This is a genomic window from Ideonella sp. (assembly GCF_035254525.1).
Lineage (GTDB): Bacteria > Pseudomonadota > Gammaproteobacteria > Burkholderiales > Burkholderiaceae_C > Ideonella.
The window spans coordinates 1-25,105 of record NZ_DATFAN010000008.1; the positions used below are offsets into that span (position 1 = coordinate 1).

Sequence of the window (25,105 nt, forward strand, 5' to 3'; positions counted from 1 at the left end):
CTTCTGCTTGCCCTCGGCGATCCAGAAGGGCACCAGGTGGCTGACCTTGTGCGCCGCCAGCGGGTAGTCGGGCGGATGCGACAGGTAGGAGTCTTTCGCCGGCTTGCCGGGCTCGGGCATGGGTTGTGGCCAGCCCATGCCGCGCGGCAGGCAGTAGCCGCCCTTCTTCTCGACGTTGCCCGTCATGATCGGCAGCATCATGCAGGCCTTCTCGTTGTACGAGCCGTACAGGTGCTTGGCCGGGCCGCGGTAGGTGAACAGCGTGGCCGGCTTGGTGGTCGCGAACTCGCGCGCGATGCGCTCGATCGTCTCCACCGGCACGCCCGACAGCTTCGAAGCCCACTCCGGCGTGTAGGGCTTGTAGTGCTCCTTCAGCTCGGCGGTCGTGACGTTGGTCCAGGTGTCGATGAACTCCGAGTCCTGCAGGTCTTCACGCAGGATCACGTGGCCCATCGCCAGCGCGACCGCGCCGTCGGTGGCGGGGAAGACCGGGATCCACTCGTCGGAGAAGCCCGCGGTGTTCGACAGGCGCACGTCGAAGGTCACGATCTTCATCTGGTTGTCGATGCGGCCTTCGGTCACGCGCTGCGACAAGGGGTTGTGGAAGTAGGCCGCCTCCAGCACGTTCGAGCCGAAGTTCAGCACGTACTTGGTGTTGGCGAAGTCGGGCGTCTCGATGTCGGGGCCCCAGGTCGGCTCCATGCCCACCTTCTTCGACGATTCGCACACCGAGGTGTGGTTCACCACGGTGGCCGAGCCCAGCGTCTTCATGAAGCGGTCCAGCGTGCCGCCGGTACGGTTGCGGCCGTACTTCAGCATGATGGTGTTCGGGTCTTCCTTCAGCGCGGCGTCGAGCTTGTGCGTCAGCTCGGCCAGGGCCTCGTCCCAGGTGATGCGCTTCCACTTGCCCTCGCCGCGCGCACCGACGCGCTTGAGCGGGTAGAGGATGCGGTCGGGGTCGTAGCTGTACCACATGCCCGAGTTGCCCTTGGCGCACAGCCGGCCGCGGGTCGAGACATGCTCGGGGTTGCCTTCGAGCTTGACCACGCGGTCGTTCTCCAGGTAGGCGATCGCGCCATCCTGGATGTTGCAGACGTGGCAGCCGGTGGGCACGGCGCGGCGCTCGACGGCGGTGACCGGGCCGATGTCCTTGCCGCCGAGTTGGCTCTCCATGGCACCGACCAGGCGCGGCGCCACGGCCGCGGCCGCGCCGGTGCCTGCGCTGACCTGAATGAATGTGCGACGCGTGACGGAGGGGGTCTTCATGTGCTGTTTCCTCGCGAACGGTTCAGTACAGAGATTCAGTACAGGGATTGCATCTGCTGGGGCGCCATCAGGATGGCGTAGCGCAGTGCGGCGCTGCCCACCAGCACCAGCAGCGAGGCCAGCGCCATGGTGGCCGGGCGCTGCCCCACCGGGGCGAGCAGCAGGGCCACCGGGGCCACCGTGCCGGCCACGACGCCCAGGCCGACGAAGATCAGGCCCATCGTTCCGGTGGTGAGGATGATGTAGGTGAGCTCCTCGGCGCTGCCGCCATAGTTGGTGGTGCCCAGGATGCCGATCAGCACCACACCCACCGCGCCCACCGACCACATCAGGTACTGCCGCAAGGTCGCCTGGGCTTGCGCATTGCCGCGCGCCAGCAAGGCGCTGGCCGCCGCGCCCGACGCCATCGCCAGGGCGACGAAGAGTACCGGCATGACGGGCGTGTTCCACATCGGCCGCGATTGGTGGACGGAGAGGTCGTAGCCGGTGTAGATGGGCAGGCCCAGGGCCAGCAGGGCCACCACCAGGGCCAGCGCCTTGCCGCGCTTGTCGTCCCCCTTGTTCAGCAGGAACAGGTAGACCACCAGCGCCACGCCGAAGGCCACGATGTTCAGCGAGCCCCAGGCCAGCGGCGACGTGAAGTGCAGGTAGACCGGGTTGAGCACATTGAGAAAGCGCAGCGGCTGCGACAGGTCGCCGATCAGCAGCAGGCCGCCGATCGCCAGCAGCACGAACGCGCCCCAGGCGGCCGGCTTGCGCAGCTCGGCGAGCTCGGGCTTGTGCCACGACAGGAACGAGAAGAACGCGAGGCCCGCGCAGATCCCGATGACGAAGAAGTAGATCGCGTAGGTCGAGTGCCACGACACATCGTGGAACCAGAGATATTCACCCATGGTGTTGTGCCTCTCAGATGTTGAAGTGGTTCCTGAACGCGGCGCGCTGCTGGTCCATCACTTCGCTCTTCTGGTAGCCCTCGCGCCCGAACTCGGTCTGGTTGCGATCGGCGCCGATGTAGAACACGTGGGGCTTGGTTCCCTGCTCGGGCCGCAGCACCTGGGTGGGGTTCTTGGCCACCAGGTACGAGACCTCGCTGTTCGGATCGTTCAGGTCGCCGAACACGCGGGCCCGGCCGATGCAGGTCTGCACGCAGGCCGGCACCAGGTCCTGCGTGACGCGGTGGAAGCAGAAGGTGCACTTGTCGACCACGTTCGTGATCGGCGTGTAGGTGCGGTGCGACGGCAGCATGAAGCGCGCGTTGTACGGGCACGCCGCCATGCAGCTGCGGCAGCCGATGCAGCGGTCATAGCGCTGCAGCACGAAGCCGCCGTCCTCCACCACGAAGGTGGCTTCCACCGGGCAGTTGCGCACGCAGGGCGGGTCGTCGCAGTGGTTGCACAGGCGCGGCAGGAACTTGCGCGACACGTTCGGGTACTTGCCCGTCACCTTGTACGGGACCCACGTGCGGTTCACGCCCAGCGGCGTGTCGTACTCGGCCTTGCAGGCCACCTGGCAGGCCATGCAGCCGATGCAGCGGCGCGTGTCGACCACCATGGCATACCGCTTCTTGGCCGCCTTGCCGCTTGTCGCCTGCGGCGTGGCGCTGGTTGCTTCACTCATCGATTTGTCTCCTGAGGATGAAGGCCGAATCTCTTTTGGGGCCAGCCAGTCACGGGCTCTTATGCGCAACCGCCGTGCCAGGCGAGCTCAGCCCCAAAGCGAGGGATCACCCTTAGGAAAACGCGGCTGCAGAGCTTGATCTGCCTCAGGAAGGTTTCGAAAACGAAACGTCACCAGGGTTTGCCCGCGGCTTCGGCGTTACGAAACCGCCATGTACTGGCGCCGTTGTCGGGAGTTGATGGAGTCGGGCAATGCAGCGTCGGGGGGTCTTGCAGTTCGGAGCCGCCTGGGGATTGGTGCAGGCCGCACCCGCGGTTCGGGCTGCGGAGCCGCCACTGCGGGTCGGGCTCACGGCCGTCATCCTGGCCGACCAGGCCGCCTTCCTGGCGCGCTGGAGCGGCTACCTCGCGCAACAGGTCGGCCGCCCCGTCACCTTCGTCGCACGCGAGTCGTACCAGGCCATCCTCGACCTGCTGTTCTCCGACCAGCTCGACGCCGCCTGGATCTGCGGCTACCCGTATGTCCGGCACCAGGCGCAGCTGCAATTGCTGGCGGTGCCGATGTTCCAGGGCGCGCCGCGCTACCAGTCCTACCTCATCCGCACCCTGGGCAGCCCCTTGCGCGGCTGGCAGGATCTGCGCGGGCAGGTGCTGGCGTTCTCCGACCCGCTTTCGAACTCGGGCTGGCTGGTCGCGCAGCGGCAGCTTCGGCTGGCTGGGCTGGGCATCGGCGATCTGCGGCGCAGCTTCTTTGCGCACGGCCACCGCAATGTGGTCGAGGCCGTGTCCACCGGCCTGGCGCAGGCGGGCTGCGTCGATGGCTATGTCTGGGAAACCATGCGTCACCAGGGCATGCCCGCGGTCGCGAAGACCGAAGTGATCTGGCGATCGGCCGAGTTCGGTTTCCCGCCCATCGTCGCGCGCGCCGGCAACGCCGATGCAGGCCTGAAGCCGCTGGCGTTGGCGTTGCAGCACATGCCGCAGGATGCGCAGGGCCGCGCGCTGCTCAAGTCGCTGAACCTGTCGGGCTTCACCAGCGCCACGCCCGCCCTGTTCGACTCCATTCGCGAACTGGCCAGCAGCGTGAACGGCGGCGCGCGCTCCTGAACCATGCTGTCGCGCCTGCCCTACCGCATCCAGATTCCGCTGGGCCTGTCGCTGGCCGTGACCCTGTCCGTGCTGCTGGTCAGCGTGGTGGCGGCGCAGATCTCGGCGGTGTCGGCGCGGCAGGGCGTGCTGTCCACCGCGCAACGGGTGGTGGACCTGCTGGCCGCGCAGGGGCGGCCGCTGCTGATGGCCGACGACACCTGGCGCGCCTACGAGCTGCTGCGCAACGCCGCCACGCTGCTGCCGGATGCCGAGCAGGGGTTCGCGCGGGCAGCGATCCTGGATGCGCAGGGTTTCTGCCTGGCCGGCTCGGACCCGTCGCGGCTGCAGACCGGCGCGCGGGTGCTGGGGGTTCGCGTCGGCCAGTTCGTGCTGCCGGCCAGCGCTGAGCTGACCAACCCGACGGCGCTGGAGGCGCTGAACGGCAACCTGGCGATGATCCAGCCCATCCGCAGCGCCGATGCGCAGGTCGTGGGCTTCGTCTACGCCGAAGTCGATGCCGGGGCGTTCGCGCCCGACTGGGCCACGCTGGCCACACCGGCCCTGGTGGGCGCGGCGCTGGCAGTGATCGTGCTGCTGCCACTGGGCTGGTTCGCGGGGCGCCGCATGGCGCGCCCGGTGGCGCAGGTCGCTCGGTGCATCGCGCAGATCGGGCGGGTCGACCTGGCGCAACTGCAGGCCCAGGTGCCCACCGGCGACGACCCCGAGATCAACCGCATTTCGGGCGCCATCCGGCGCCTGCTGGCCGAGATGATGGTGCGGCAGGCCAACGAGCAGCGGGCCCTGGCTGCCGAGCGCCTGGCGGCCGTGGGGCGCATCACCGCGGCGGCCGCCCACGAGATCAACAACCCCCTGGCCGGGCTGCTCACGGCCACCCGCACGCTGCGCCTGCACGGCGATGCACCGGAAACTCGGCAACGCACGATCGACCTGATCGAGCGGGGCCTGCACCAGATCCGCACCATGACCGCCGCGCTGCTGCCGCAGGCACGCGTCGAGGACCGGGCGCTGAGCGCCAAGGACCTGGACGACGTGGTCACGCTCGCGCAGGCCACGGCCGCCATGCACAGCGTGAGCATCGGGGTCGCGACACACATCGAGGCGCCCTTGCGGGTGCCCTCTTCCCTGTTCAGGCAGGTGATGCTGAACCTGCTGCTCAACGCCATCAAGGCCGCCGGCACCGGTGGCCAGGTGCATGCCACGCTGACCTGCACGCCCGAGCGCGTCCAGTTCATCGTGGCCAACACGGGGCAGGCCATGTCGGCCGAAGCGCTGCAGGCCAGGCTGCAGGCGGAAGACCGCCACGACCCGCATGGCTTCGGCCTGTGGATCTGCCGCGAATTCGCCGTGCGCCACGGCGGCCACTTCGACGCCGCCGCCGCATCCGACATCCCACCCCCCTACCGGACCAGCCTGACCTTCTGGCTGCCCAACCAGGCCCACCATGAGCACAAGCCACCTGCTGCTGATTGAAGACGACCTCATCCTCGGCGAATCCCTCGTTCAGCGCTTCGAGATCGAAGGCGTCAAGGTCAGCTGGGTCCGCCGCCTGGCCGAAGCCCAGCCGCTGGTCGAGCACCGCCTGTGGGGCGCGGTCGTCAGCGACGTCCGCCTGCCCGACGGGCTGGCCACCGAGTGGTTCGCCCAGCTCGCCGCCGACAAACGGCTGCAGCCCTGGTACTTCCTGACCGGCTACGGCAGCGTCAACGACGCCGTGGGTGCCCTGCACGCCGGCGCCCGCGAGTACCTGACCAAGCCTTTCGACATCGAGAAGCTGGTGACCCTGGTGCTGGATTCGCTGGCCAGCTCCACCCGCGTTCCCGCCGAAGCCGTGCTGGGCATCTCGCCCGCCATGCGGCAGGTCGAGGAAGTCGCCCGCAAGCTGGCGCGCCAGAAGACCTCGGTGCTGGTGACGGGCGAGTCCGGCGTCGGCAAGGAGGTGGTGGCCCAGCTGATCCACCAGCTCGACCCGCGCAGCAAGAGGGGCGAGTTCATCCCGGTCAACTGCGCGGCCGTGCCCGATTCGCTGATGGAGGCCGAGTTCTTCGGCTACGAGAAAGGCGCGTTCACCGGCGCCATGCGCACCCACAAGGGCTTCGTGGAGCGGGCCCACGGCGGCACGCTGTTCCTCGACGAAGTGGGCGACCTGCCGGCGCACATGCAGGCCAAGTTCCTGCGCGTGCTGCAGGAGCGCTCCTTCTTCAGGCTCGGCTCCGAGCGGGCCACGCAGAGCGATTTCCGCATCATTGCGGCGACCAATCGCGACCTGTACGCCGACATGCTGGCCGGCACGTTCCGCGAGGATCTGTTCTATCGCCTGGCGGTGATCCGCATCGAGATCCCGCCGCTGCGCGACCGGCCCGAGGACATCCGCTGGCTGACCGAGCTGATCCTCCAGCAGATCACGGCCGAGCAAGGGGTGCCGATCGCCATGTCCGAGCGCTTCATGCGCGACCTGATGGGCCGTAACTGGCGAGGCAACGTGCGCGAACTTCGCGCCTTCCTGGAACAGGCGGTGGTGCTGAGCAACGAGGGCGTGCTGGATGTGCCCGGCGGACCCCCTTGCGACGAACCGCCCCGCGAGTCGCCGGAAGACCAGGCCGGCGACGATGCGCCGACGAGCCTGCAGGCGATGGTCGAGGAGGTCGAGCGCCGGCACATTCGCGCAATGCTGCAGCGCACGCAGAGCAACATGGGCCAGACCGCCAGCCTGCTGGGCATCAGCCGCAAGACCTTGTGGGAGAAGATGCGGAAGCTCGGCGTCACGCGGGAAGAATCGGAACGGTGCTGACATGTCCATGAGCGAAACCTCGACCGTCGGGCGGGCCTGGCTCGCTTCGGCGCCGCGCCATCTGTTCTTCACCGGCAAGGGCGGGGTCGGCAAGACCTCGCTCGCCTGTGCCTCGGCGCTCGCGCTGGCCGACAGCGGCCGGCGTGTGCTGCTCGTCAGCACCGACCCAGCCTCGAATCTCGACGAGATGCTGGGCACACCGCTGTCCGACACACCGACGCCGATTGCCGGCGCGCCGAACCTGTCGGCGCTGAACGTCGACCCCGAAGCGGCTGCCGATGCCTACCGCCAGCGCGTGCTGGCGCAGATGCCGGCCGGCGCCACCGAAGCCGAGCGCGGCACGGTGCGAGAGCAGCTCTCCGGCGCCTGCACCACCGAGATCGCCGCGTTCGACGAGTTCACCGGCCTGCTCGCCGGTGACGCAGCCGGCTACGACCACGTGATCTTCGACACCGCGCCGACCGGCCACACGCTGCGCCTGCTGAGCCTGCCCAAGGCCTGGACCGGTTTTCTCGAAGGCAACGACCGCGGCGCGTCATGCCTCGGGCCGCATTCGGGCCTGAAGATGCAGGAGGCGCGCTTTCGCCAGGCGCTGCTAGCGCTCGGCGACGCGGCGCGCACGCGCATCGTGCTGGTGGCCCGGGCCGACGGGCCATCGCTGCGCGAAGCGGCGCGAACGCAGGGCGAGCTGCTCGCGCTCGGTCTCGCGAACCAGACGCTGGTCGTCAACGGGGTGCTGCGCGATGCCGCACCGGGCGACGCCGTGGCGCAGGCGCTGCGGGCCCAGGCCGAACGCGAACTCGCCGGCATGCCGGACAGCCTGCGCGCGCTGCCGTGCGACGAAGTGCCGCTGCGCAGCTACGACATGGTGGGCCTGGCCGCGCTGCGCGCGCTGCTGGACGATGCCGCCCTCGCACCGAGCCCGCCCGTCCCGCGCGCCGACCTGACCGGCATCGGCTCCTTGCGCGACCTGGCCAACGCGCTGGCCCGGCAGGACCGCGGGCTCGTGATGGTGATGGGCAAGGGCGGCGTCGGCAAGACCACCATCGCGGCCGCGTTGGCACTTGCGCTGGCTGCGCGGGGAAAGAGCGTGCACCTGTCGACCACCGACCCGGCCGCGCACCTGGCCGCCACGCTCGACGGCAGCGTGCCCGGCCTGCAGGTCGACCGCATCGACCCGCATGCCGAGACGCAGCGCTACATCGACAAGATCATGGCCACCAAGGGCCGCGACCTCGACGACGCCGGCAAGGCGCTGCTGCTCGAAGACCTGCAATCGCCCTGCACCGAGGAGGTGGCCGTCTTCCATGCCTTCTCGCGCATCGTCAGCGAGGCACGCAGCGCCTTCGTCGTGCTCGACACTGCCCCCACCGGCCACACGCTGCTGCTGATGGACGCGACCGGCGCCTACCACCGGCAGATGACGCGCGACTTCGAAGGCAACGCGTCGGCCCGCATCGTGACCCCGCTGATGCGGCTGCAGGATCCGGCCTACACCCGCATCGTGCTGGTCACGCTGGCGGAGACGACGCCGGTGTCCGAGGCCGCTGCACTGCAGGACGACCTGCGCCGGGCTCGCATCGAGCCTTTTGCCTGGGTCGTCAACCGCAGCCTGGCCGCGTCGGGCTGCACGACGCCGGTGCTGGCCGCGCGCCTGGCGGGCGAGCGGGCCCAGCTGGCCCGGGTCGCCGGCAGCCTCGCACAACGAACCTACGTCATTCCCTGGCGGGTCGAGCCGCCGATCGGGCTTCGCGCCCTGCGCGAGCTCGATGCACCCGCCGACAACACCACCACCGCATGAAGATCTTCGGTATCGCCGGCCATTCCGGCATGGGCAAGACCACGCTGCTCGAGCGGCTGGTGCCCGAACTCTCGTCGCGCGGCCTGGTGGTCTCGCTGATCAAGCACAGCCACAAGGACATCGACATCGATCGCCCGGGCAAGGATTCGTACCGCCTGCGTGAATCCGGCTGCAAGGAGGTGCTGCTGCTGGGCAACCAGCGCTGGGCGCTGATGCACGAGTTGCGCGGCGCCGAGGAGCCGCCGCTCGACTATCTGCTCGACCGCATGCAGCACTGCGACCTGGTGCTGGTCGAGGGCTTCAAGCACGGGCGCTTCCCGAAGCTCGAGGTGTGGCGGGCCGAGCTGGGCCGGCCCACGCTGTGGCCCGACTGGCCGGGCATCGTGGCGATCGCCGGCGATGCGCCGCCGGGCGCGGCGAGCGCCGTGGAGCTGCTCCCGCTGGCCGACACCGCGGCGATCGCCGAAAGCGTCCTGAGGCACGCGGCACCGCGCTGAAGCGCGCGTATCGTCTGCCTCAGGCGAGCACGGCGCTCGTGTGCAGCAGATCGGCGCCGAGCGCCTCGGCGACCTCGATGCCGTCGACGCCGGCCGACATGATGCCGCCGGCATAACCTGCGCCCTCGCCGGCCGGGAACAGCCCGCGGACGTTGACGCACTGATAGTCCTTGCCGCGCGGGATGCGCAGCGGCGAGGACGTGCGCGTCTCGACCCCCGTCAGCACCGCATCGGCCATCGCGAAGCCGCGGATCTGCTTGTCGAAGGCGGGCAGCGCCTCGCGCACCGCGGCCAGCGCGTAATCGGGCAGGCTGCCGCGGCCGGGCTCGTTCAGGTCGGTCAGGCGCACGCCCGGCTTGTACGAGGGCAGCACGCTGCCGAACTCGCGCGCCACCGCGGCGCCGTGCCGGCCGGCGACGAAATCGCCGACGAGCTGGCCCGGCGCGATGTAGCCGCCCTCGCCCAGCTCGTAGGCACGCGATTCCCAGAAGCGCTGGAAAGCGATGCCGTCCAGCGGCGACACCGGGCCGTCGGCCAGGCCGTCCTGCCGGTAGTCCTGCGGCGTGATGCCGACGACGATGCCGGCATTGGCATTGCGCTCGTTGCGCGAATACTGGCTCATGCCGTTGGTGACGACGCGCATCGGCTCGGAGGTGGCGGCCACCACCGTGCCGCCGGGGCACATGCAGAAGCTGTAGACCGAGCGGCCATTGCCCGCGTGGTGCACCAGCTTGTAGTCGGCCGCGCCGAGGATCGGGTGGCCGGCGTTCGGGCCGAAGCGGGCCCTGTCGATCACGCTTTGGGGGTGCTCGATGCGAAAGCCGATCGAGAAGGGCTTGGCCTGCATCGCCACACCGCGCCCGTGCAGCATCGTGAAGGTGTCGCGCGCGCTGTGGCCGAGCGCCAGCACGACGTGGTCGGCATCGAGCTGCTCGCCGCTGGCCAGCGTCAGGCCTCGGACGTGCCCGTCTTCGATGCGGATGTCGGTGACCCGCTGCTCGAAGCGGATCTCGCCGCCCAGCGCCTCGATGTCGGCGCGCATCTTCTCGACCATGCCGACGAGGCGGAAGGTGCCGATGTGCGGCTTGCTGACGTAGAGGATCTCCTCCGGCGCGCCGGCCTTGACGAACTCGGTCAGCACCTTGCGCGTCAGGTGGCGCGGGTCGCTGATCTGGCTGTAGAGCTTGCCGTCGGAGAAGGTGCCCGCCCCGCCCTCGCCGAACTGCACGTTCGACTCGGGGTTCAGCACGCTCTTGCGCCACAGGCCCCAGGTGTCCTTGGTGCGCTCGCGCACGGGCTTGCCGCGTTCGAGCACGATGGGCTCGAGGCCCATCTGCGCCAGCACCAGCGCCGCGAAGATGCCGCAAGGCCCGAAGCCGACGACCACCGGGCGCGGCCGCCCGGCGGCGTAGAAATCGGCCGGCGCCGTGGCGACCAGCTTGTAGCGGGTGTCCGGGCTCGGCTTGATGTGGGTGTCGCCGGCATGGCGGGCGAGCACTTCGGCCTCGCCCACGCCTTCGGCGAGCTGGCAGTCGATGGTGTAGATCAACACCACCGCCGTCTTCTTGCGCGCGTCGTACGCGCGGCGGAAGACGGTGAAATCGGCAAGCTGGTCGTCGCGCAGCTTCAACCGCGCGACGATGGCCGGCCGCAGCGCGTCCGGCGCGTGATCCAGCGGCAGGCGAAGTTCGGTGATTCGAAGCATGGAGAAGTTGTCGCGGCGCGCGCAGCGCCGCCGCCCTCAAGTGGCGTGCGTGGATCCGGCTTTGCCGGTCCGCTGCGCGAGCCCCCCTCGGGGGGCAGCCCCCGGAAGGGGGGCGTGGGGGCTCGTTCAGCCGCCTTTATGCGGGCGCTTGCCGGGGTTCTTCTTGCTGCGGGTGTGCGAGCCGCGCTCGAGGCTGACCTTCTGGCCGCGGCCCGGGGTGTAGTGCACACCGGTGGCAGAGGCCACGCGCGGGGTGGCCTTGCGGTCGGCTTCGGTGACGATCTTGTTGCCCATGGTGAAAAGCTCCTGAGGTGGGGTGAAGAAAGCGAAGGGCGTGATTATCGTTGCCCCGGGGCCCGCCGCCCTCAGGCCCGTCGCCGCAGCCCCATGAAACCCGCCAACGCCACCAGCGCGAAGCCGGCGCCGGCATAGAAGGTGAAGCCCGGCCCGAACGCCCCCCAGAGCCAGCCGGCCAGCGCGCTGGCGATCAGCATCGCCACGCCGCTGAGCAGGTTGAAGAAGCCATAGGCCGTGCCGCGCAGGTCGGCCGGCGCCGTGTCGGCCACCATCGCGGCCAGCAGGCCCTGGGTCATGCCCATGTGCAGGCCCCACAGCGCCACGCCCACCAGCAGCAGCGGCCAGCCGGTGGCACCGGCGAGCACCAGATCCGAGGCCACCAGCACCGCCAGGCCGAGCGCGAGCAGCCGGCCGTGATCGACCCGATCGGCCAGCCTGCCGAAGGGGTAGGCCGTCGCCGAGTACACGACGTTCATCGCCACCATCACCATCGGCACCCACGAGGCGGCCACGCCGAGCTGCTGCGCGCGCAGCACGAGAAAGGCCTCGCTGAAGCGCGCCAGCGTGAACACCGCGCCCACCGACACCACGCGCCAGTAGGCGCCGCCCAGCCGGGCCAGGGCCTCGCGCCGGATCGGGTTGGTGGGCTTCGCGCCATCGGCCCGCGGCGGCTCGTGCACGCCGACGATCAACAGCCCCACCGCCAGCAGCCCCGGCACGACCGCGACCCAGAACACCGCCCGATAGTCCTGCGACCAGGCGAGCATCAGCGCGGTGGCCACGAGCGGGCCGACGAAGGCGCCCACCGTGTCGAGCGACTGGCGCAAGCCGAAGGCCGCGCCGCGCACCTCGGGCGGTGCGACATCGGCCAGCAGCGCATCGCGCGGCGCGCCGCGGATGCCCTTGCCCAGTCGGTCGAAGAAACGCGCCGCGACGGCCACGCCCGCGCCCTGCGCCAGCGCGAAGGCCGGCTTGCTGAGCGCACCCATCGCATAGCCCAGCACCGCCAGGCCCTTGCGCCGGCCGACCCAATCGCTCAACACGCCGGAGAAGACCTTGGCGATCAGCGCGGTCGACTCGGCAATGCCCTCGATCAGCCCCAGCGCCAGCACGCTGATGCCCAGCGTGCCGACGAGAAACATCGGCAGCAGGCTGTGGATCATCTCGGACGAGACGTCCATCAACAGGCTGACGAAGCCAAGCACCCACACGGCCGTGGGCAGATGCGGCCGCGGCAAGCCGGCGGCGCCTAATCCGTTCGTCTCATGGTTCGGCATGCGCCATTGTCCCGCCCGCCGGCGGTGGCGCCCTACGCACCGTCGGCGCGAGCTCAGGCCAGCGCGAGCGGGTCCAGCCGGCGGTGCGGCACCTTCACCAGGTCTCGCCGGTGCCAGCCCTCGCCGGGCCGGATCGGGAACTCGGCGGCATAGCAGCCGTCGGCCGAGACGATCTCGAGGTACAGGTGCGGCGGCCGGCCCGCCGGCGCACGCTCGCACACGTAGGCGAACAAGGCCTCGGGCCGCGTTTCGGCCAGCAGGCTGTCGAACACCGCGCGGCGGCGTGTCGGGTCGGCCAGCGCAGCGGCGTCGTCGAAGCCGCGGCCGACAGGGGGGATCCAGTCGGTGCCCAGCAACTCGCCGGGTACGCAGGCATCGACCTCGATGCCGTAGATCTGGCCCTCGTTGCTCAGGCCGCGCCGGATAGCCGTCCGCAGCGGCTCGAACAACTCACGGAAGGCCGCGTTGATGTCGGCCGATTCCATGAAGCGATGCTGGCGGGCGCCGGTGGCGTCCCAGCCATCGCTGTCGTCGCCGTCGCGCGTCCAGAGTGCGGAAACTGAATCGGGAATGCTCATGCCGGTCGCCATCGGCACGATCGGCAACGAGTTGAGGCATCGGGTGAGAAAAAGGTTGCCGATCGCAACCGCGGAGCCTGACGCCCGGCGCGGGGAACCTCAGCCCTTGTGCTGCATGCGGGCTTCGTCCTCATGCATGTGTTTCAGGAAGTAGCGCAGGTAGAACGCGCCCATGCCGATCACGACCAGGATGCTGGCCAGACTCATCAGGCCGACGTCACTCGTGAACAGGTCCTTCATCGCTTGCATGGCAGCTCCTCGTTGAATTGCCTGGAGCCGATTCGACTCCCGCCGCGCGCCCGGCGCTCTGACCTGGCTCAACCGAACCCGGGAACCGCGATTGCCGGATGTCCTGCTGCCGCGGCTGCGCCCATCGGCCGGCGGCCAAGGAGGCCCCCATGCGCCGCTCCCCCGTCCGCCCCACCCTGCTGGCCGCACTCGTTCTCGCCGGCGCCCTCGCCACCCCGAACGCGCAGACCTGCCCGATCGACATGACCCCGCTGACAGCCACCGGCCAGACCCGCCAGGAAGAAGGCAGGACGCTGGCCGAATACAAGTGCGAGAAGGGTCACGTCTACTGGATCGCCGTCGACTGACCCTCGCGGTCAGCCCGGCGCCTGCAGCGCGCGCAGCTTGCGGTACAGCGTGCGCAGGCTGACGCCCAATGCACGCGCCAGCGCCTCCCGGTTGCCCTGGTGCGCGGCCAGCGCGGTGCGCAGCACCTCGAGCTCGGCCTCGCGCAGCGGCCGCAAGGGACGCCCGGCACCACGCGGCGGCGGCGTGGCCAGCTTGGGCGTGGCCGGCGCGCGCGGCACGCCCGCGGCCAGCGCCCGCTCGATCGCCGCGGTGCCGACCACCGCGCCGTCGCTCAACAGCGCGGCGCGCTCGAGCACGTTGCGCAGCTCACGCACGTTGCCCGGGAAAGGATGCTGCGCCAGGCGCGCCATCGCGGTCGGCGCCAGGCTCAGCCGCCGCGCCGGTGCCAGGCGCGCCAGCAGTGCCTCGACGAGCAAGGGGATGTCGCCGCGCCGCTCGCGCAGCGGCGGCAGGTGGATCGGGAAGGTGCTCAGGCGGTAGAACAGGTCTTCGCGAAAGCGGCCGTCGGCGACCATCGCGTACAGGTCGCGGTGGGTTGCCGAGACCAGGCGCACGTCCGCACGCCGCCACTCGGTGCCGCCCACGCGGCGGAAGGTGCCGCTCTCGAGCAGGCGCAGCAGCTTCACCTGGATCGCCAGCGGGATGTCGCCCACTTCGTCGAGGAACAGCGTGCCGCCGGCCGCCGCCTCGATCAGCCCGGCCTTGGCCGCATGGGCACCGGTGAACGCGCCCTTCTCGTGGCCGAACAGCTCGCTTTCGAACAGCGTCTCGGGCAGGCTCGCGCAGTCCACCACCACCAGCGGGCGGGCGGCGCGCGGGCTGGCATCGTGCACCGCGCGGGCAACCAGCTCCTTGCCGGTGCCCGACTCGCCCAGCAGCAGCACGCTGGCCTGCGACGGGCCCACGCGAGCCACCAGCTCGAGCATCGCCTGGAACGGCGCCGAGCGGCCGATCAGGCCCTGGGCGGCCGCCGTGCCTTGCGCCACCCGCAGCGGCTCCATCTTCTCGACGAAATACGCGCCGGCGCCCTGCGCGTCGCGCAACGGCGTCAGCTCGATGTTGACGTAGGCCTCGCCCTGCGGCGTGTGGTGCAGGTGCAGGACGCGCTCGCGCTGCCCGCTCTCGCGCGAGCGGGCCAGCGGGCAGCTCTCGCCGGACTGGTCGCACGGCGCGCTGAAGTGATGCGACACGGCGTAGCAGGTGCGCCCGATCACCGAGGTGCCGGTGCCGAACTGCTCGCGATAGGCCGCGTTGGCGGCCACGATGCGGTAGCGCCGGTCGAACACGATGTGCGGCTCGGGCAGGCTCTCCAGGAAGGCGCTGAGCTCGGGCAATTCGTCGGTGGCGGGGGCGCGGGTGGCATTCATGACAGTGCCAATGGTGCCATTCTTGACACCATCTGCCTAGGTTTGGCAGCGTCGGCCCAGGGCGACGCCCGGCGCGCCACCCGGTGGCAGGACTGGCACGCATCTTGATACCAGGCAAGGTATGCAGACCACCCTCCCCGCCCTCCCGCTGGCCGAAGGCCCCGACGCCGAGCGCCGCCTCTGGCTCGCCGCCACCGGCACCGCCGGCGCCGCCGCGGCCATGGCGACCGCCGTGCCCTTCATCTCCACGCTCGCCCCGAGCGAGCGGGCGCGCGCGCTGGGCGCCGCCGTCGAGGTCGACATCGGCGACATTCCGCCCGGCGGCCTGAAGACGGTCGAGTGGCGCGGCAAGCCCGTGTGGGTGATGCGCCGCACGCCCGAGATGCTGGCCGCGCTGCAGGGCCAGGAGGCCCAGCTCGCCGACCCGCAATCCGACAAGGCCCAGCAGCCCGAGTCAGCACGCAATCCGGGCCGCTCGCTGCGGCCCGAGCTTTTCGTGGCCGTGGGCATCTGCACCCACCTCGGCTGCTCGCCGACCGCCGTGCCGGCCGGCAGCCCGAACCCGAGCGTCGGCCCCGCCTGGCAAGGCGGCTTCTTCTGCCCCTGCCACGGTTCGACCTTCGACCTCGCGGGCCGCGTCTTCAAGAACAAGCCCGCGCCGACCAACCTCGAGGTGCCGCCCTACCGCTACCTGAGCGACAGCCGCATCGTCATCGGCGAGGAAACGGCATGAACAGCTCGGCCGCCGACACCGCGCTGGCTGCGCAGACCGTCTCGCTCTACCAGGCCTCGAAGAAGATCTACCCGCGCTCGGTCACCGGGCGCTTCATCACCTGGCGCTGGGCCTTCGTCTGGCTGACGCAGGCCGTCTTCTACGGCCTGCCCTGGCTGATGTGGAACGACCGCCAGGCGCTGCTGTTCGAGCTGGGCACGCGCCGCTTCTACATCTTCGGCCTGGTCTTCTACCCGCAGGACTTCATCTACCTGACCGCGCTGCTGCTGGTCTCGGCCTACTCGCTGTTCCTCTTCACCGCGGTGGCCGGCCGGCTGTGGTGTGGTTATGCCTGCCCGCAGACGGTCTACACCGAGATCTTCATGTGGGTGGAGCGCAAGATCGAGGGCGACCGCGCCGCACGCATGAAGCTCGACGACGGCGCCTGGACGGGCGGGAAGCTCGCGCGCAAGGCCGCCAAGCACGGCGCCTGGGCCGGCATCGCGCTGTGGACCGGCTTCACCTTCGTCGGCTACTTCACGCCGATCCGCACGCTGGCGGCCGAGGCCATGGCCTTCGGTTTCAGCGCCTGGGAGACCTTCTGGGTCCTGTTCTACGGCTTCGCGACCTACGGCAACGCCGGCTTCATGCGCGAGCAGGTCTGCAAGTACATGTGCCCCTACGCGCGCTTCCAGAGCGCGATGTTCGACAAGGACACCCTGATCATCACCTACGACGCCGAGCGCGGCGAGCCGCGCGGCTCGCGCTCGAAGAAGGCCGATGCGACGCAGCTCGGCCTCGGCGCCTGCGTCGACTGCGGGCTGTGCGTGCAGGTCTGCCCGACGGGCATCGACATCCGCAAGGGGCTGCAGTACGAATGCATCGGCTGCGCCGCCTGCGTCGACGTGTGCGACGGCGTGATGGACAAGATGAACTACCCGCGCGGCCTGGTGCGCTACGACACGCAGAACGGCCTGCAACAGCACCTGAGCCGTGCCCAGCTGCTGCGCCGCGTGCTGCGCCCGCGGGTGCTCGTCTACACCACCGTGCTGGTGCTGATCTGCGCCGGCGTGGCGACGAGCATCGCGCTGCGCACGCCGTTCCGGGTCGACATCGTGCGCGACCGCGCCTCGCTGGCGCGGGTGGTCGACGACGGCTTCGTCGAGAACGTCTACCGCCTGCAGGTGATGAACGCGACCGAGGCGGCGCAGAGCTACACCGTGGCGGCCGACGGCCTGCCCGGCCTGGCGCTGCCCGCGCCGGTGCTGTTCACGCTCGGCCCGGCCGAGGCGCGCTGGGTGACGCTGTCGCTGCGCGTGCCGCCCGAGACGGCGGCCAGCGCGCAGCCCGGCGCGCACGAGATTCACTTCACCGTCGAGCGCCAGGCGGCGCCCGGCGACGGCCCGCGCGCCGTGCGCGAGAAGTCGACTTTCGTGCTGCCGCGCTGAGGGCCGGCCGCCGGGGCCGTCAGGGCTTGAGCTGCGCGCGCACCTCGCCGCCCTTGTTGGCCTCGGTGTGCACGTTGACGTACAGCTCGCCCGACTTGTAGGCCGCCAGTTGGTCGGCGGTGAGCTTGGTACCCGGCGGCACCGACCACATCGCCCCGTCGGCCGACTTCGTCAGCGGGACGATGACCGGCCCGTTCTTGCCCTTGGGGGCCATGTGGATGTGGGCCATCGTGCCGGCCAGGCCCGTCGTCGTGACGCTGCCGCTGACCTGGCCTTCGGCCGACACGCTGATCGAGCCGGCCCCGGTGGCCGAGGTCTTCACCGGTGGCACCTCCTCGTCGCCGCTGAGCTTGAGGCCCTCGGCGCTGAAGGCGGCCGATGCCGCAAGACAGGCCAGCGCAGCAACGCCGGACCAGACCGAGAGGCGGGAGATTCGAGGCTTGCTCATGGGGTGCCCTTTCCTGTGATGTTGGCGTCGGGATACGTTCGGCGATGCGCGCCTATTCCGTGCTTCCCACGCACATCGCCATCCGGGGCAATGCGCATGCCTGGGAACCCCCATGAAGCGCCCTCGATCCAGGGCCGCGCGTGGGATGGACGCGCCCCATGGCCGGCGGGACGATCCGCGCCAAGGAGGGCCGCGCCATGCTCGACCAAGGCCTTGTCCGCTCCGGCTTCGATGCCGAAATCCTGCTCGGGGAGCGCCAGTTCAGCTATGTGCTGCTCGCGCTGGTGGACGCCGGGCTGGTGCCGACGCAGCTTCAAGTGGGGCCGGCCTTGCTCGGCCTGCTCGGGCCGGTGGAGATAGATCGCACCTACCCACCCAACCCGGATGCGCCCTTCGGCGGCGTCTCGGACACTCGGCACCCGTTCGAGGTGGAGATCCTGTTCGAGCACCCGAGCGGCGCCGACCTGCGGGTCCACCCGGTGCTCTCGCTCGACGGCCTGGGCGTCGAGGCCGACATGTTCGTTGCCCTCACGCTGACGACCCAGGCCGACGAGCTCGGCATGCTGGCCAGCGCGTTGCTGCACGTCGAGGTGCGCGACATCGACAGCCCCGTCCTGCCCTTCGTCGAATCGCAGTTCGGCGTCGACAAGGCGACCATCCTGGCCGAGGTGAAGGCCCGCGTCGACCGCGACATCGACCTCGGTGGCTTCGGCGACTTCAAGCGCCTGCAAAGCCTGGCCGTGCGCAAGCTCGAGGCGACCGAGGGCCACCCGCGCGCCTTCGGCATCTACGTGAACCTGCGGCTGCAGCAGGGCCCCGAACCGATGAGCCTGAAGGCCGACCGCGGCAGCGTCGACGAGGCGCTGAACTTCCTGCCCGAAGGCTCCGACGCCGCGATGGCCTCGCGCAAGGGCCTGTTCGGCGACATGGCCACCGACGCCTTCGAGCGCCTGGCCGAGATCGACGCCGAGGGCCATGTGAGCCACCCGTGGCACAAGAGCATCCACAACCCCAAGAGCGACGTGATCGGCAAGATCAAGGGCGTGTCGGTCGGGCCAGGCGTGGGCCCGCAAGGCCAGCCGCAGAACACGCTTCGCATCGACGTGCACGTCGAGTACGAGATCGACGACTTCTTCGACCCCGACGGCCACCTGGTGATCAACCTGTCGCCGTCGACCAACGACCAGGGCATCATGGTCTGGGCCATCGATGCCGATTTCCACGCCTCGCTGCTGCTGGAAGTCATCGGCTTCCTCGTCATCGCGTCGATCTTCACCGGCGTCGGCGGGCTGGTCGGCCTGGGCCTGGGCGCCGCGATCGCGGCCGGCCTCGTCACCGGCTCGCTGGTCGACGGGCTGGGCCACTTCATCGTCGACGAGGTCTACTCGGGGCGGGTCGAGAAGAAGGTCGATGCCGGCCTGCCGGACGTCATCAGCGGCCGCGTCGAGGTCGGCCAGCGCCGCTGGGACCCGCTCTACACCACCCACCACCAGATCGCAATGCGCCCGGACGGCGCGCTCGTCAACGGCAACGGCGTCGCGCTGTGGGGCCGTGCGGTGATCGACAAGCGCATCGTGCCGGTCGACCACGTCGTCATCCGCGACAAGTTCCCGCCGCCGCCGACGCCGCCCACGCACCTGCGCTACCGCGTGTTCGACGTCGACCAGTTCAGCGCCGATTTCACCGCCATCGCGCCGGGCACCGACCGGCGCGACATCGCGCAGCACGACCCGGTCAACGAGCCCACGCTGTTCCAGCTCGACATCGATCAGATCAAGAGCCGCATGGACGAAGGGCGCATCGTGCCGGACCTGGCCTGCATCGCGAAGTACGTCGACATCCGGCAGAACCAGGTCCACAGCATCTTGACCGTCAGCCTGCGCGAGTTCAACGAGCAGCGCAACGAGATGATCTTCGCCTTCGAGGCCGAGGTCCGCCCGCAGATCGAGGCCGAGCAGGGCGAGCAGATCCGCCAGGACGTGATCGCCGAGTTCGAAGCCCAGGGCGTGACGCCGACCGAGGAGGAGATCCTCGCCCAGGTCCAGGCGCGCATCGACGCCATCCTGGCCGAGCGGACCGACACCTTCACCGGCAGCGTCCAGTTCAAGCGCCAGCTCGAGCTCGCGCTGCGGCCGATCCTGAGGCTCGACATGCCGCCCGAGAACTTCGCCGCGCTGCAGAAGCAGGGCATCCTGCACCTGCTGGACCTGGAGGTGATCACGATGCGCAGCGGCCTGCGCTACTACCGCGACCACCCGGACTTCTTCAAGCCCGACAACCTGATGTCGCTGCCGCACTACCGCGAGACGCCGCAGGGGCCGGCGTTCCCCGAAACCTGAACGGCGCCGCGGCGGCTACAGGCGCAGGCGGGCGAAGGGGTCGCCGAAGTAGGCGTAGGACTGCGCGGTCGGGTCGTCGGGCCGCTCGGCGCGGATCTCCTGCAGGGCCTCGCCGATCGAGCAACCGCCTTTGAGCTTGCGGTAGAAGGCCACGCTGAAGGCGGCGGCGCTGGGGTCGTAGACCGGCCAGTACGGCGCGATCACCCCGCTCCAGCCCGCCTCGAGGCAGTTGCCCGCGAAGCCACCGGCACGCGACATGACGCGCCCGCCCCGCCCGACCATGCAGGCATTCAGGTAGAGCACGGGTTGCGCGGTGGCGCCCAGCGCGGTCGACGCAAAGGCCATCGCCGAGATCGAGGTGCTGCCTTCGAGCTGCAATGCGGTCAGGTCGGCATTCGCGCCGACGGCGCCATGGCCCGAGAAGTGCACCACCTGCACGTCGTCCCGCGCCAGCAGGCGTTCCACGTCGGCGCGCGCGGCGGGTGTCACCACCGAAGCCGCGGCGACCAGGCCGCTGATCGCCTCCAGCTCGGCCTGCGCCGACGGCAGGCCGGCGGCCTGCGCGTCCGGCACCACCAGCGCCATCCGGGCCACCGGCATGACTTGCGGCTGCGGCCGTGCCGCCGTGCCGGGCCGCCAGCGCCCCATGACGTGCAGGCTGCCCAGGGGCGGCAGTTCGGTGTACTGCCCGTTCAGCCGGCCGCTCGGGCGCACGATCTCCCAGGGAAACGAGAGCTCGTCGGAGAAGACGAAGAGCGAGCGAGGCGGCGTCGGGGCCGCGGCCAGGCGCAGGTACTCCTCGCGGAACGCCTCGGGCAGGTGCATCCACAACTGCTTGCCCAGGTCGCCCAGGGTGGTCATCAGCTGGCGCTGCCAGCGCGCCACCGCGTCGTCGAATTCGGCGTCGGGCACCTCGGCCCCCGGGAACGTCTCGAAGCCCGGATCCAGCGCCTCGGCGAGGTAGGCGGCCAGCTCGCGGCCGTCGAGGTCGAAACGGCCGAAGGGCCGGGACTCGTACTCGTTGCCATACACGGCCGAGCGCAGGTCCAGCTCGAACAGGTCCCGTCCCGGCTCCGTGCGGCGCACGTAGAGCACCAGATCCGCCACGTCGCGCGGGCGCGCCGGCTCGAGGCGCAGCGCGCTCGTGCGCACCGGCGTGGCGGCGCCGGCAGCCGCCACCGAATGGCCCCGGGGCACCACCAGCACCCGCCGGCTGGCGCCGCCCACACAGTCGTTGCCCTGCCAGAACGACACATCGATCGTGCGCTCGATCGGCTTGTCGCCCGGGTCGAGCGCGGTGACGCGGAAGATGGCCGTCTCCAGCGCCTTGTCGCGCTCGCGCCGGATCGTCAGCCCGGCATGGCGGGCCCCCTCGATGCGAAAGCCCGGCGCGCTGAGCTCCGCGCTCAGCGTCAGCTCGCTGGTGCCGCTGTCGAAGGCCAGGCGCATCCGACCGGGCGAAGGCGCCGCACCGGCGACGGGCGGGTTGAGGCCCACGTACAGGTCTCGCAGCTCGCCGGCCTCGACTTGGTCGGGAAACCCCAGGACCGGGTCACGCTCGATCAGATCCGGGCTCGCGTGCGGCGCCAACGCCGCCGATTCGAGGGCGATGGCTTCGCCGGCCGCGCCGGCGGCCCCACGCAAACCCGAACGCAAGCCCGAACGCAAGCCCTGGCGCAAGCCGTTGCGGCGCTCGCCGGGCGACACCGGCAAGGCCAGGGTCTTCTTCATGCCGACCCCGTTCACGCGGTCGAGGAAGGCCTCGATGTGCGTCACCGTACGTGGCTGGGCGAAGAAGGCCGTGTGCCAGACGCCATCCGTCGGCCCGTAGACCAGCGGATCGTCGATCGGGAACGACGGATGGCCGTTGGCCGCGAACACGCCCTGTTGCGGCACCACCAGGTCGTTGGCCACGGGCTGTCCGTCGCTCACGAAGATGCGGTCCATCGCGGGGTCGGCCAGCCGGTCGAGCACCCAGCCGTTCTCACGGCCCGGCTGCGGCTCGTAGTCCGCCGCGACGGCGCCGTACAAGGCCGGCGCCTTCTCGGTCGAGCGGTTCAGGCGTTCGACGACGTAGCCGCTCCTGGTGCCCAGCGCCGCGATGCCCGGCAGCCCGGCGGCGGCCGAGTGCCCGACCAGCGTGACGAGGCCGAGCAGCACCTCCATCGAGTAGGCAATCGGGCCGTCGGGCAGGTTGGTCAGGCAGTTGGTGAACAGGTCGATCATGTCGACCATGTGGTCGGCGTCGCCCAGCGGGGAGCCCTGGTTCGGCGTGCCGGCGAAGTAGACGCTGCGCACGCGGCACAGGCTCGCGCCGCCGAGCGCGGGCAGCCGCTCGCTGAGCGCACGCGACACGATGCCGCCGCGGCTGTGGCAGAGGATGTCGAAGGTCAACGGCCCGCCCAGGCCGGCCGCAGCCAGCGCACGCAGCAGATGCGCGGCGTTGTCCTCTGGCGAGGCACTCACCGTCGGGTGATCGAAGGCGATGACACGCCCCTGGTAGCGATCGCACCAGCGCTGCATCGCCTCGCGCGGCAGGCCGGCCAGCATGCCCTCGACCGAGCTGAAGATGCCGTGCACGATCAGCAGCACCGGCCCCTCACCCGGCGCCGGCCAGGCCTTGAATGCCTCCACGGTCGCCGCGGCAGGGGGCGAACGGTAGTTGTCCGGCGTCACGCGCCAGAGGCGGTAGGGCCGGGCCCGCTCCTCGACGCCCTCGGCCAGCCAGCGCACAGGATCCTGCAGCAGCGCCGATGCCACCGGCAGCACCAGGACCTTGAACAGTTTGCGGCCGACCTTGGTGATCGGGCCGCGCAGCGCGCGGCGCGGCATGCCGGCGCTGGTGGCGTGCCGGCTGGCGCCGCTGCGAAGGGGGATCACGAAGCGCAGCGCTCCCGCCGCGCGCAAGCCGCCATGCCCACGGGGCGGCGCGGCGAAGTGCCAGCTCAGGCCCCCCGATTCGTCCTGGTAGAGCACGACGCGCGGCCGGGTGTCCCCTGCCGCCACCGCCGGTGCGAGCGTCACCTCGTCCGACGCGTCGGCCCGAAGCTCGGTCGCCTGCACCTGCAGCGTCTCCTGCTCGGTGATGCCGACGGCTTGCAGGGCGCGGTCAAAGCCCGGGCTGGTGTCGATCTCGGCCGGCAGTGCCGCCGAACGCAAGACGCCTGCCGCGGCACGACGCTGCCGCACCTCGCCCATGCCGCCCAGTCCGGTCAGCGTGGTGCCGTTCGGAAAGCTCAGAGTCTCGTGCGTGGCGGCCAGGCGCAATGATGCGTGCGGCATGTCAGTCCTCCTGCAGGCCGAGCACGCGCCGCGCCTTGGTCTTGGCATTGACGATGCCGGCCGGCCCGATCAGCGGCGTGCTCTTGATCGAGTGCACCCGACCCAGGGTGTAGTGCGTCATCAGGCACGCAAGCGCGCTCTCGTCGTCCGGAAACTCGGCGATGGCCAGGCCGTCATAGTCCCCGAGGCAGAAGAAGAACTGGTGCAGCGTGCCGCCGAAGGCTTCCGTCGCGGTGCGCACCTCGTCGACCCGCTCGGCCTTCTCGACGAGCATGGGCTTGACCTGCTCGTCCTTGTAGCGCCACTGATGAAGGTACATCGGCATCTCGCGGTCCTCGGGCAAGGTCAATCGGCCGCCGCGGCCGGCTTGGCCGACGGGTGGGAGAACAACGCCGTCCACGCATCGGGAATCAGGCGGCGCCGAACGCCGGTGCCCTCCCCGGCGTCGGCAAGCTGGCGCACGGGTGGGCGAACGAGATGCGGGACCGTCAGCCCGATCGCGCCGCCGAAGCAGAAGGCGTAGAACAAGCGCATGGCGACCTCGCCGAACGCCGATGACTGGCCACTGCCGCCCAGGGCCAGCCTGATCGCCTGCAGCGTCAGCGAGATGCCGAACCACGTGCCGCCAAGCACCAGCCCGTCGAGCAGCCGGCGCCGCAAGGCCCCGTCGACGTGGCGCCAACGGTGGTCCTGCACCAGCCAGGCCATGCACGCCGCGGTCGTGAAGGGCGACAGCACGATGAAGCGGACCTCGTGCAGGCGCGTCGTCAGGCCCTCCCAATCGCCCACCAGGTAGCCGGCGCTGGCGTTGAGCAGCAGGTGGAATGAAGCCGCCGCGAGCCCGGCCCCCAGCACGAAATCGCGCGGGGTGCGGCGCGTGAGGCCGGCGTTCGCGAAGCCGAAATGCAGCTTGGGCACGATCGCGAACGCCAGCGCCGCGAGCTGTGTGGCGACGATCACGACGAACAGCTGCTCCTGCTCCAGCACGTCGCTCTTCAGCGAGGGCGCGAAGACCAGGTAGATGGTCATGCCCAGCATGAGCACGACGAGCCCGTTGAACAGCGCCATGTAGCCGGACTGCATCGGCTCTTCCGTGATCGTGAAGCCCATGTGGCCCAGCGCCTCGATCCGGCGCCGCGACGAGCGGTGCGCCGAGAGCACCGCCCGCGCACACAGCATGCAAGCCTCGCGGTAGAACGCGTTGGCATCATCGCAGAGGTCGGCATTGAGGTCGTTCACCAGCGCGCGCAACGGCCGGTCGATCTGCTGCGCGTGGGCATCGTCGCCACCCCCGGCCGATTCGTTGTGGTGAAGGCGAATCTCGCCCACCCGCTCGATGCCGCACAGCGAGCGGGCGGCTCGAAGCGTGAGGCGGTCGAAGCGCTGACGCAGTTCGTCGAATTCATTGCGTGCCTCGTCGAGCAGCGCGCTGTACCTGCCCTGCTCCTCCCAGGCCAGGATCTGCAGGAAGATCACGGTCGCTCGCAGCATCAGCTGGTGCGCCGGCTGGGTGATCGGCAGCCAATCGTTGCTGACATCCACGCCGCGCCGCAGCAACATGACCCGCGCCTGTTCGGCCCGTGCGGGGTCCAGCCGGTACTCTGCCTCGCCCAGGCGGCGTGCGAGCCGCTGCGCCTCGAACGGCGCCCTTGCCACCCTGTGCCGCAGCCACTCCCGCGGCCGCCGGGCCACGGGCGTGATGCCGAGCGTGGTCAGCACGACCAGCAGGCCGACCCAGGCCGGCCCCGCGCTGCGCAGCGGCACGCCGACCAGGCGCGCGAACACCCACCCGGCGAGCCAGAACCAGGCGATGTAGAGCAACGCGTGCAGGCAGGCGCCGAGGGCGCAGCGCCAACGTGTCGTCGTGCTGCGCACCCAGCTCGGGCGGTGGAATGCCGTCCACGCCACCACGCCGGCGGCCAGGCTGCCACCGATCATGCGGGCCCATACGGCGGGGTCGTCCATGATGGTTCCTCC

Annotated in this window: 22 protein-coding genes; 9 read left to right on the plus strand and 13 right to left on the minus strand. The window is 70.4% G+C overall.

Features of this window, described 5'->3' with window-relative positions:
- From VJ693_RS00695 to VJ693_RS00705, 3 genes are all read right to left on the minus strand, one after another.
- Window positions 1-1,266, minus strand: a 1,266-nt coding sequence (locus VJ693_RS00695; RefSeq protein WP_324151535.1) for a molybdopterin-dependent oxidoreductase, incomplete at its 3' end; no start/stop codon positions are given.
- Between the two features lie 35 nt (window positions 1,267-1,301).
- The gene (gene nrfD / locus VJ693_RS00700) at window positions 1,302-2,159 is read right to left on the minus strand and encodes an NrfD/PsrC family molybdoenzyme membrane anchor subunit (RefSeq protein ID WP_324151536.1); all 858 of its coding nucleotides are present in this window, start codon (window positions 2,157-2,159) and stop codon (window positions 1,302-1,304) included.
- A 13-nt stretch (window positions 2,160-2,172) separates the two neighbouring features.
- Window positions 2,173-2,883: a 4Fe-4S dicluster domain-containing protein gene (locus VJ693_RS00705; protein ID WP_324151537.1), complete on the minus strand. Its 711-nt coding sequence runs from the start codon at window positions 2,881-2,883 to the stop codon at window positions 2,173-2,175.
- Window positions 2,884-3,134: 251 nt separating this feature from the next.
- On the opposite strand from VJ693_RS00705, the gene VJ693_RS00710 reads away from it, so the two are divergent.
- Genes VJ693_RS00710 through mobB form a run of 5 tightly spaced genes read left to right on the plus strand, consistent with a single transcriptional unit; the run spans window position 3,135 to window position 9,078 of the window.
- Complete coding sequence (locus VJ693_RS00710) at window positions 3,135-3,989, plus strand: PhnD/SsuA/transferrin family substrate-binding protein (protein WP_324151538.1); 855 nt, start codon at window positions 3,135-3,137, stop codon at window positions 3,987-3,989.
- 3 nt (window positions 3,990-3,992) lie between these two features.
- Complete coding sequence (locus VJ693_RS00715; RefSeq protein ID WP_324151539.1) at window positions 3,993-5,462, plus strand: HAMP domain-containing sensor histidine kinase; 1,470 nt, start codon at window positions 3,993-3,995, stop codon at window positions 5,460-5,462.
- Window positions 5,434-6,780, plus strand: a complete 1,347-nt coding sequence (locus tag VJ693_RS00720) for a sigma-54 dependent transcriptional regulator (RefSeq protein ID WP_324151540.1) — start codon at window positions 5,434-5,436, stop codon at window positions 6,778-6,780. Before VJ693_RS00715 ends, VJ693_RS00720 begins: the two co-directional genes overlap by 29 nt.
- Window position 6,781: 1 nt before the next feature.
- Entirely contained in the window at window positions 6,782-8,581 is a 1,800-nt protein-coding gene (gene arsA, locus VJ693_RS00725; protein ID WP_324151541.1) for an arsenical pump-driving ATPase, read from the plus strand.
- Window positions 8,578-9,078 (plus strand): molybdopterin-guanine dinucleotide biosynthesis protein B, encoded by a 501-nt coding sequence (mobB, locus tag VJ693_RS00730; RefSeq protein ID WP_324151542.1) that lies wholly within the window; start codon window positions 8,578-8,580, stop codon window positions 9,076-9,078. Before arsA ends, mobB begins: the two co-directional genes overlap by 4 nt.
- A 19-nt stretch (window positions 9,079-9,097) precedes the next feature.
- Here the strand turns inward: mobB and VJ693_RS00735 are convergent, their stop codons facing one another.
- The 5 genes from VJ693_RS00735 to VJ693_RS00755 all read right to left on the minus strand — a co-directional run bounded on the left by VJ693_RS00735 (window position 9,098) and on the right by VJ693_RS00755 (window position 13,184).
- Window positions 9,098-10,783 (minus strand): NAD(P)/FAD-dependent oxidoreductase, encoded by a 1,686-nt coding sequence (locus VJ693_RS00735; protein ID WP_324151543.1) that lies wholly within the window; start codon window positions 10,781-10,783, stop codon window positions 9,098-9,100.
- 126 nt (window positions 10,784-10,909) lie between these two features.
- Window positions 10,910-11,077, minus strand: a complete 168-nt coding sequence (locus tag VJ693_RS00740; protein WP_324151544.1) for a hypothetical protein — start codon at window positions 11,075-11,077, stop codon at window positions 10,910-10,912.
- Window positions 11,078-11,148: 71 nt separating this feature from the next.
- Window positions 11,149-12,357 (minus strand): MFS transporter, encoded by a 1,209-nt coding sequence (locus tag VJ693_RS00745; protein WP_324151545.1) that lies wholly within the window; start codon window positions 12,355-12,357, stop codon window positions 11,149-11,151.
- A 53-nt stretch (window positions 12,358-12,410) separates the two neighbouring features.
- A complete protein-coding gene (locus tag VJ693_RS00750) occupies window positions 12,411-12,935 on the minus strand; it encodes a hypothetical protein (RefSeq protein WP_324151546.1) in 525 nt (174 codons plus the stop codon).
- Window positions 12,936-13,034: 99 nt separating this feature from the next.
- Window positions 13,035-13,184: a DUF3149 domain-containing protein gene (locus VJ693_RS00755; RefSeq protein WP_324151547.1), complete on the minus strand. Its 150-nt coding sequence runs from the start codon at window positions 13,182-13,184 to the stop codon at window positions 13,035-13,037.
- Between the two features lie 149 nt (window positions 13,185-13,333).
- Here VJ693_RS00755 and VJ693_RS00760 point away from each other — a divergent pair, with 149 nt between their 5' ends.
- A complete protein-coding gene (locus VJ693_RS00760; RefSeq protein ID WP_324151548.1) occupies window positions 13,334-13,531 on the plus strand; it encodes a hypothetical protein in 198 nt (65 codons plus the stop codon).
- Between the two features lie 9 nt (window positions 13,532-13,540).
- Here the strand turns inward: VJ693_RS00760 and VJ693_RS00765 are convergent, their stop codons facing one another.
- Complete coding sequence (locus VJ693_RS00765) at window positions 13,541-14,899, minus strand: sigma-54 interaction domain-containing protein (RefSeq protein WP_324151549.1); 1,359 nt, start codon at window positions 14,897-14,899, stop codon at window positions 13,541-13,543.
- 121 nt (window positions 14,900-15,020) lie between these two features.
- Between VJ693_RS00765 and petA the strand changes: the two genes are divergently transcribed.
- Window positions 15,021-15,632: a ubiquinol-cytochrome c reductase iron-sulfur subunit gene (gene petA / locus VJ693_RS00770; RefSeq protein ID WP_324151550.1), complete on the plus strand. Its 612-nt coding sequence runs from the start codon at window positions 15,021-15,023 to the stop codon at window positions 15,630-15,632.
- Window positions 15,629-17,059 (plus strand): cytochrome c oxidase accessory protein CcoG, encoded by a 1,431-nt coding sequence (ccoG, locus tag VJ693_RS00775; protein ID WP_324151551.1) that lies wholly within the window; start codon window positions 15,629-15,631, stop codon window positions 17,057-17,059. Before petA ends, ccoG begins: the two co-directional genes overlap by 4 nt.
- Before the next feature lie 19 nt (window positions 17,060-17,078).
- On the opposite strand, the gene VJ693_RS00780 is transcribed toward ccoG, so the two are convergent.
- Window positions 17,079-17,507 carry a CHRD domain-containing protein gene (locus VJ693_RS00780; protein ID WP_324151552.1) on the minus strand — a complete coding sequence of 143 codons (429 nt, stop codon included), beginning with the start codon at window positions 17,505-17,507 and terminating at the stop codon, window positions 17,079-17,081.
- A gap of 197 nt (window positions 17,508-17,704) precedes the next feature.
- Between VJ693_RS00780 and VJ693_RS00785 the strand changes: the two genes are divergently transcribed.
- Window positions 17,705-19,846: a hypothetical protein gene (locus tag VJ693_RS00785; RefSeq protein ID WP_324151553.1), complete on the plus strand. Its 2,142-nt coding sequence runs from the start codon at window positions 17,705-17,707 to the stop codon at window positions 19,844-19,846.
- A 15-nt stretch (window positions 19,847-19,861) separates the two neighbouring features.
- On the opposite strand, the gene VJ693_RS00790 is transcribed toward VJ693_RS00785, so the two are convergent.
- The 3 genes from VJ693_RS00790 to VJ693_RS00800 are packed head-to-tail and all read right to left on the minus strand — an operon-like array spanning window position 19,862 to window position 25,093.
- Window positions 19,862-23,128: a DUF7379 domain-containing protein gene (locus tag VJ693_RS00790; RefSeq protein ID WP_324151554.1), complete on the minus strand. Its 3,267-nt coding sequence runs from the start codon at window positions 23,126-23,128 to the stop codon at window positions 19,862-19,864.
- Window position 23,129: 1 nt separating this feature from the next.
- Window positions 23,130-23,447 carry a GYD domain-containing protein gene (locus VJ693_RS00795; protein WP_324151555.1) on the minus strand — a complete coding sequence of 106 codons (318 nt, stop codon included), beginning with the start codon at window positions 23,445-23,447 and terminating at the stop codon, window positions 23,130-23,132.
- Between the two features lie 26 nt (window positions 23,448-23,473).
- Window positions 23,474-25,093, minus strand: a complete 1,620-nt coding sequence (locus VJ693_RS00800) for a hypothetical protein (protein ID WP_324151556.1) — start codon at window positions 25,091-25,093, stop codon at window positions 23,474-23,476.
- Window positions 25,094-25,105 lie beyond the last annotated feature (12 nt).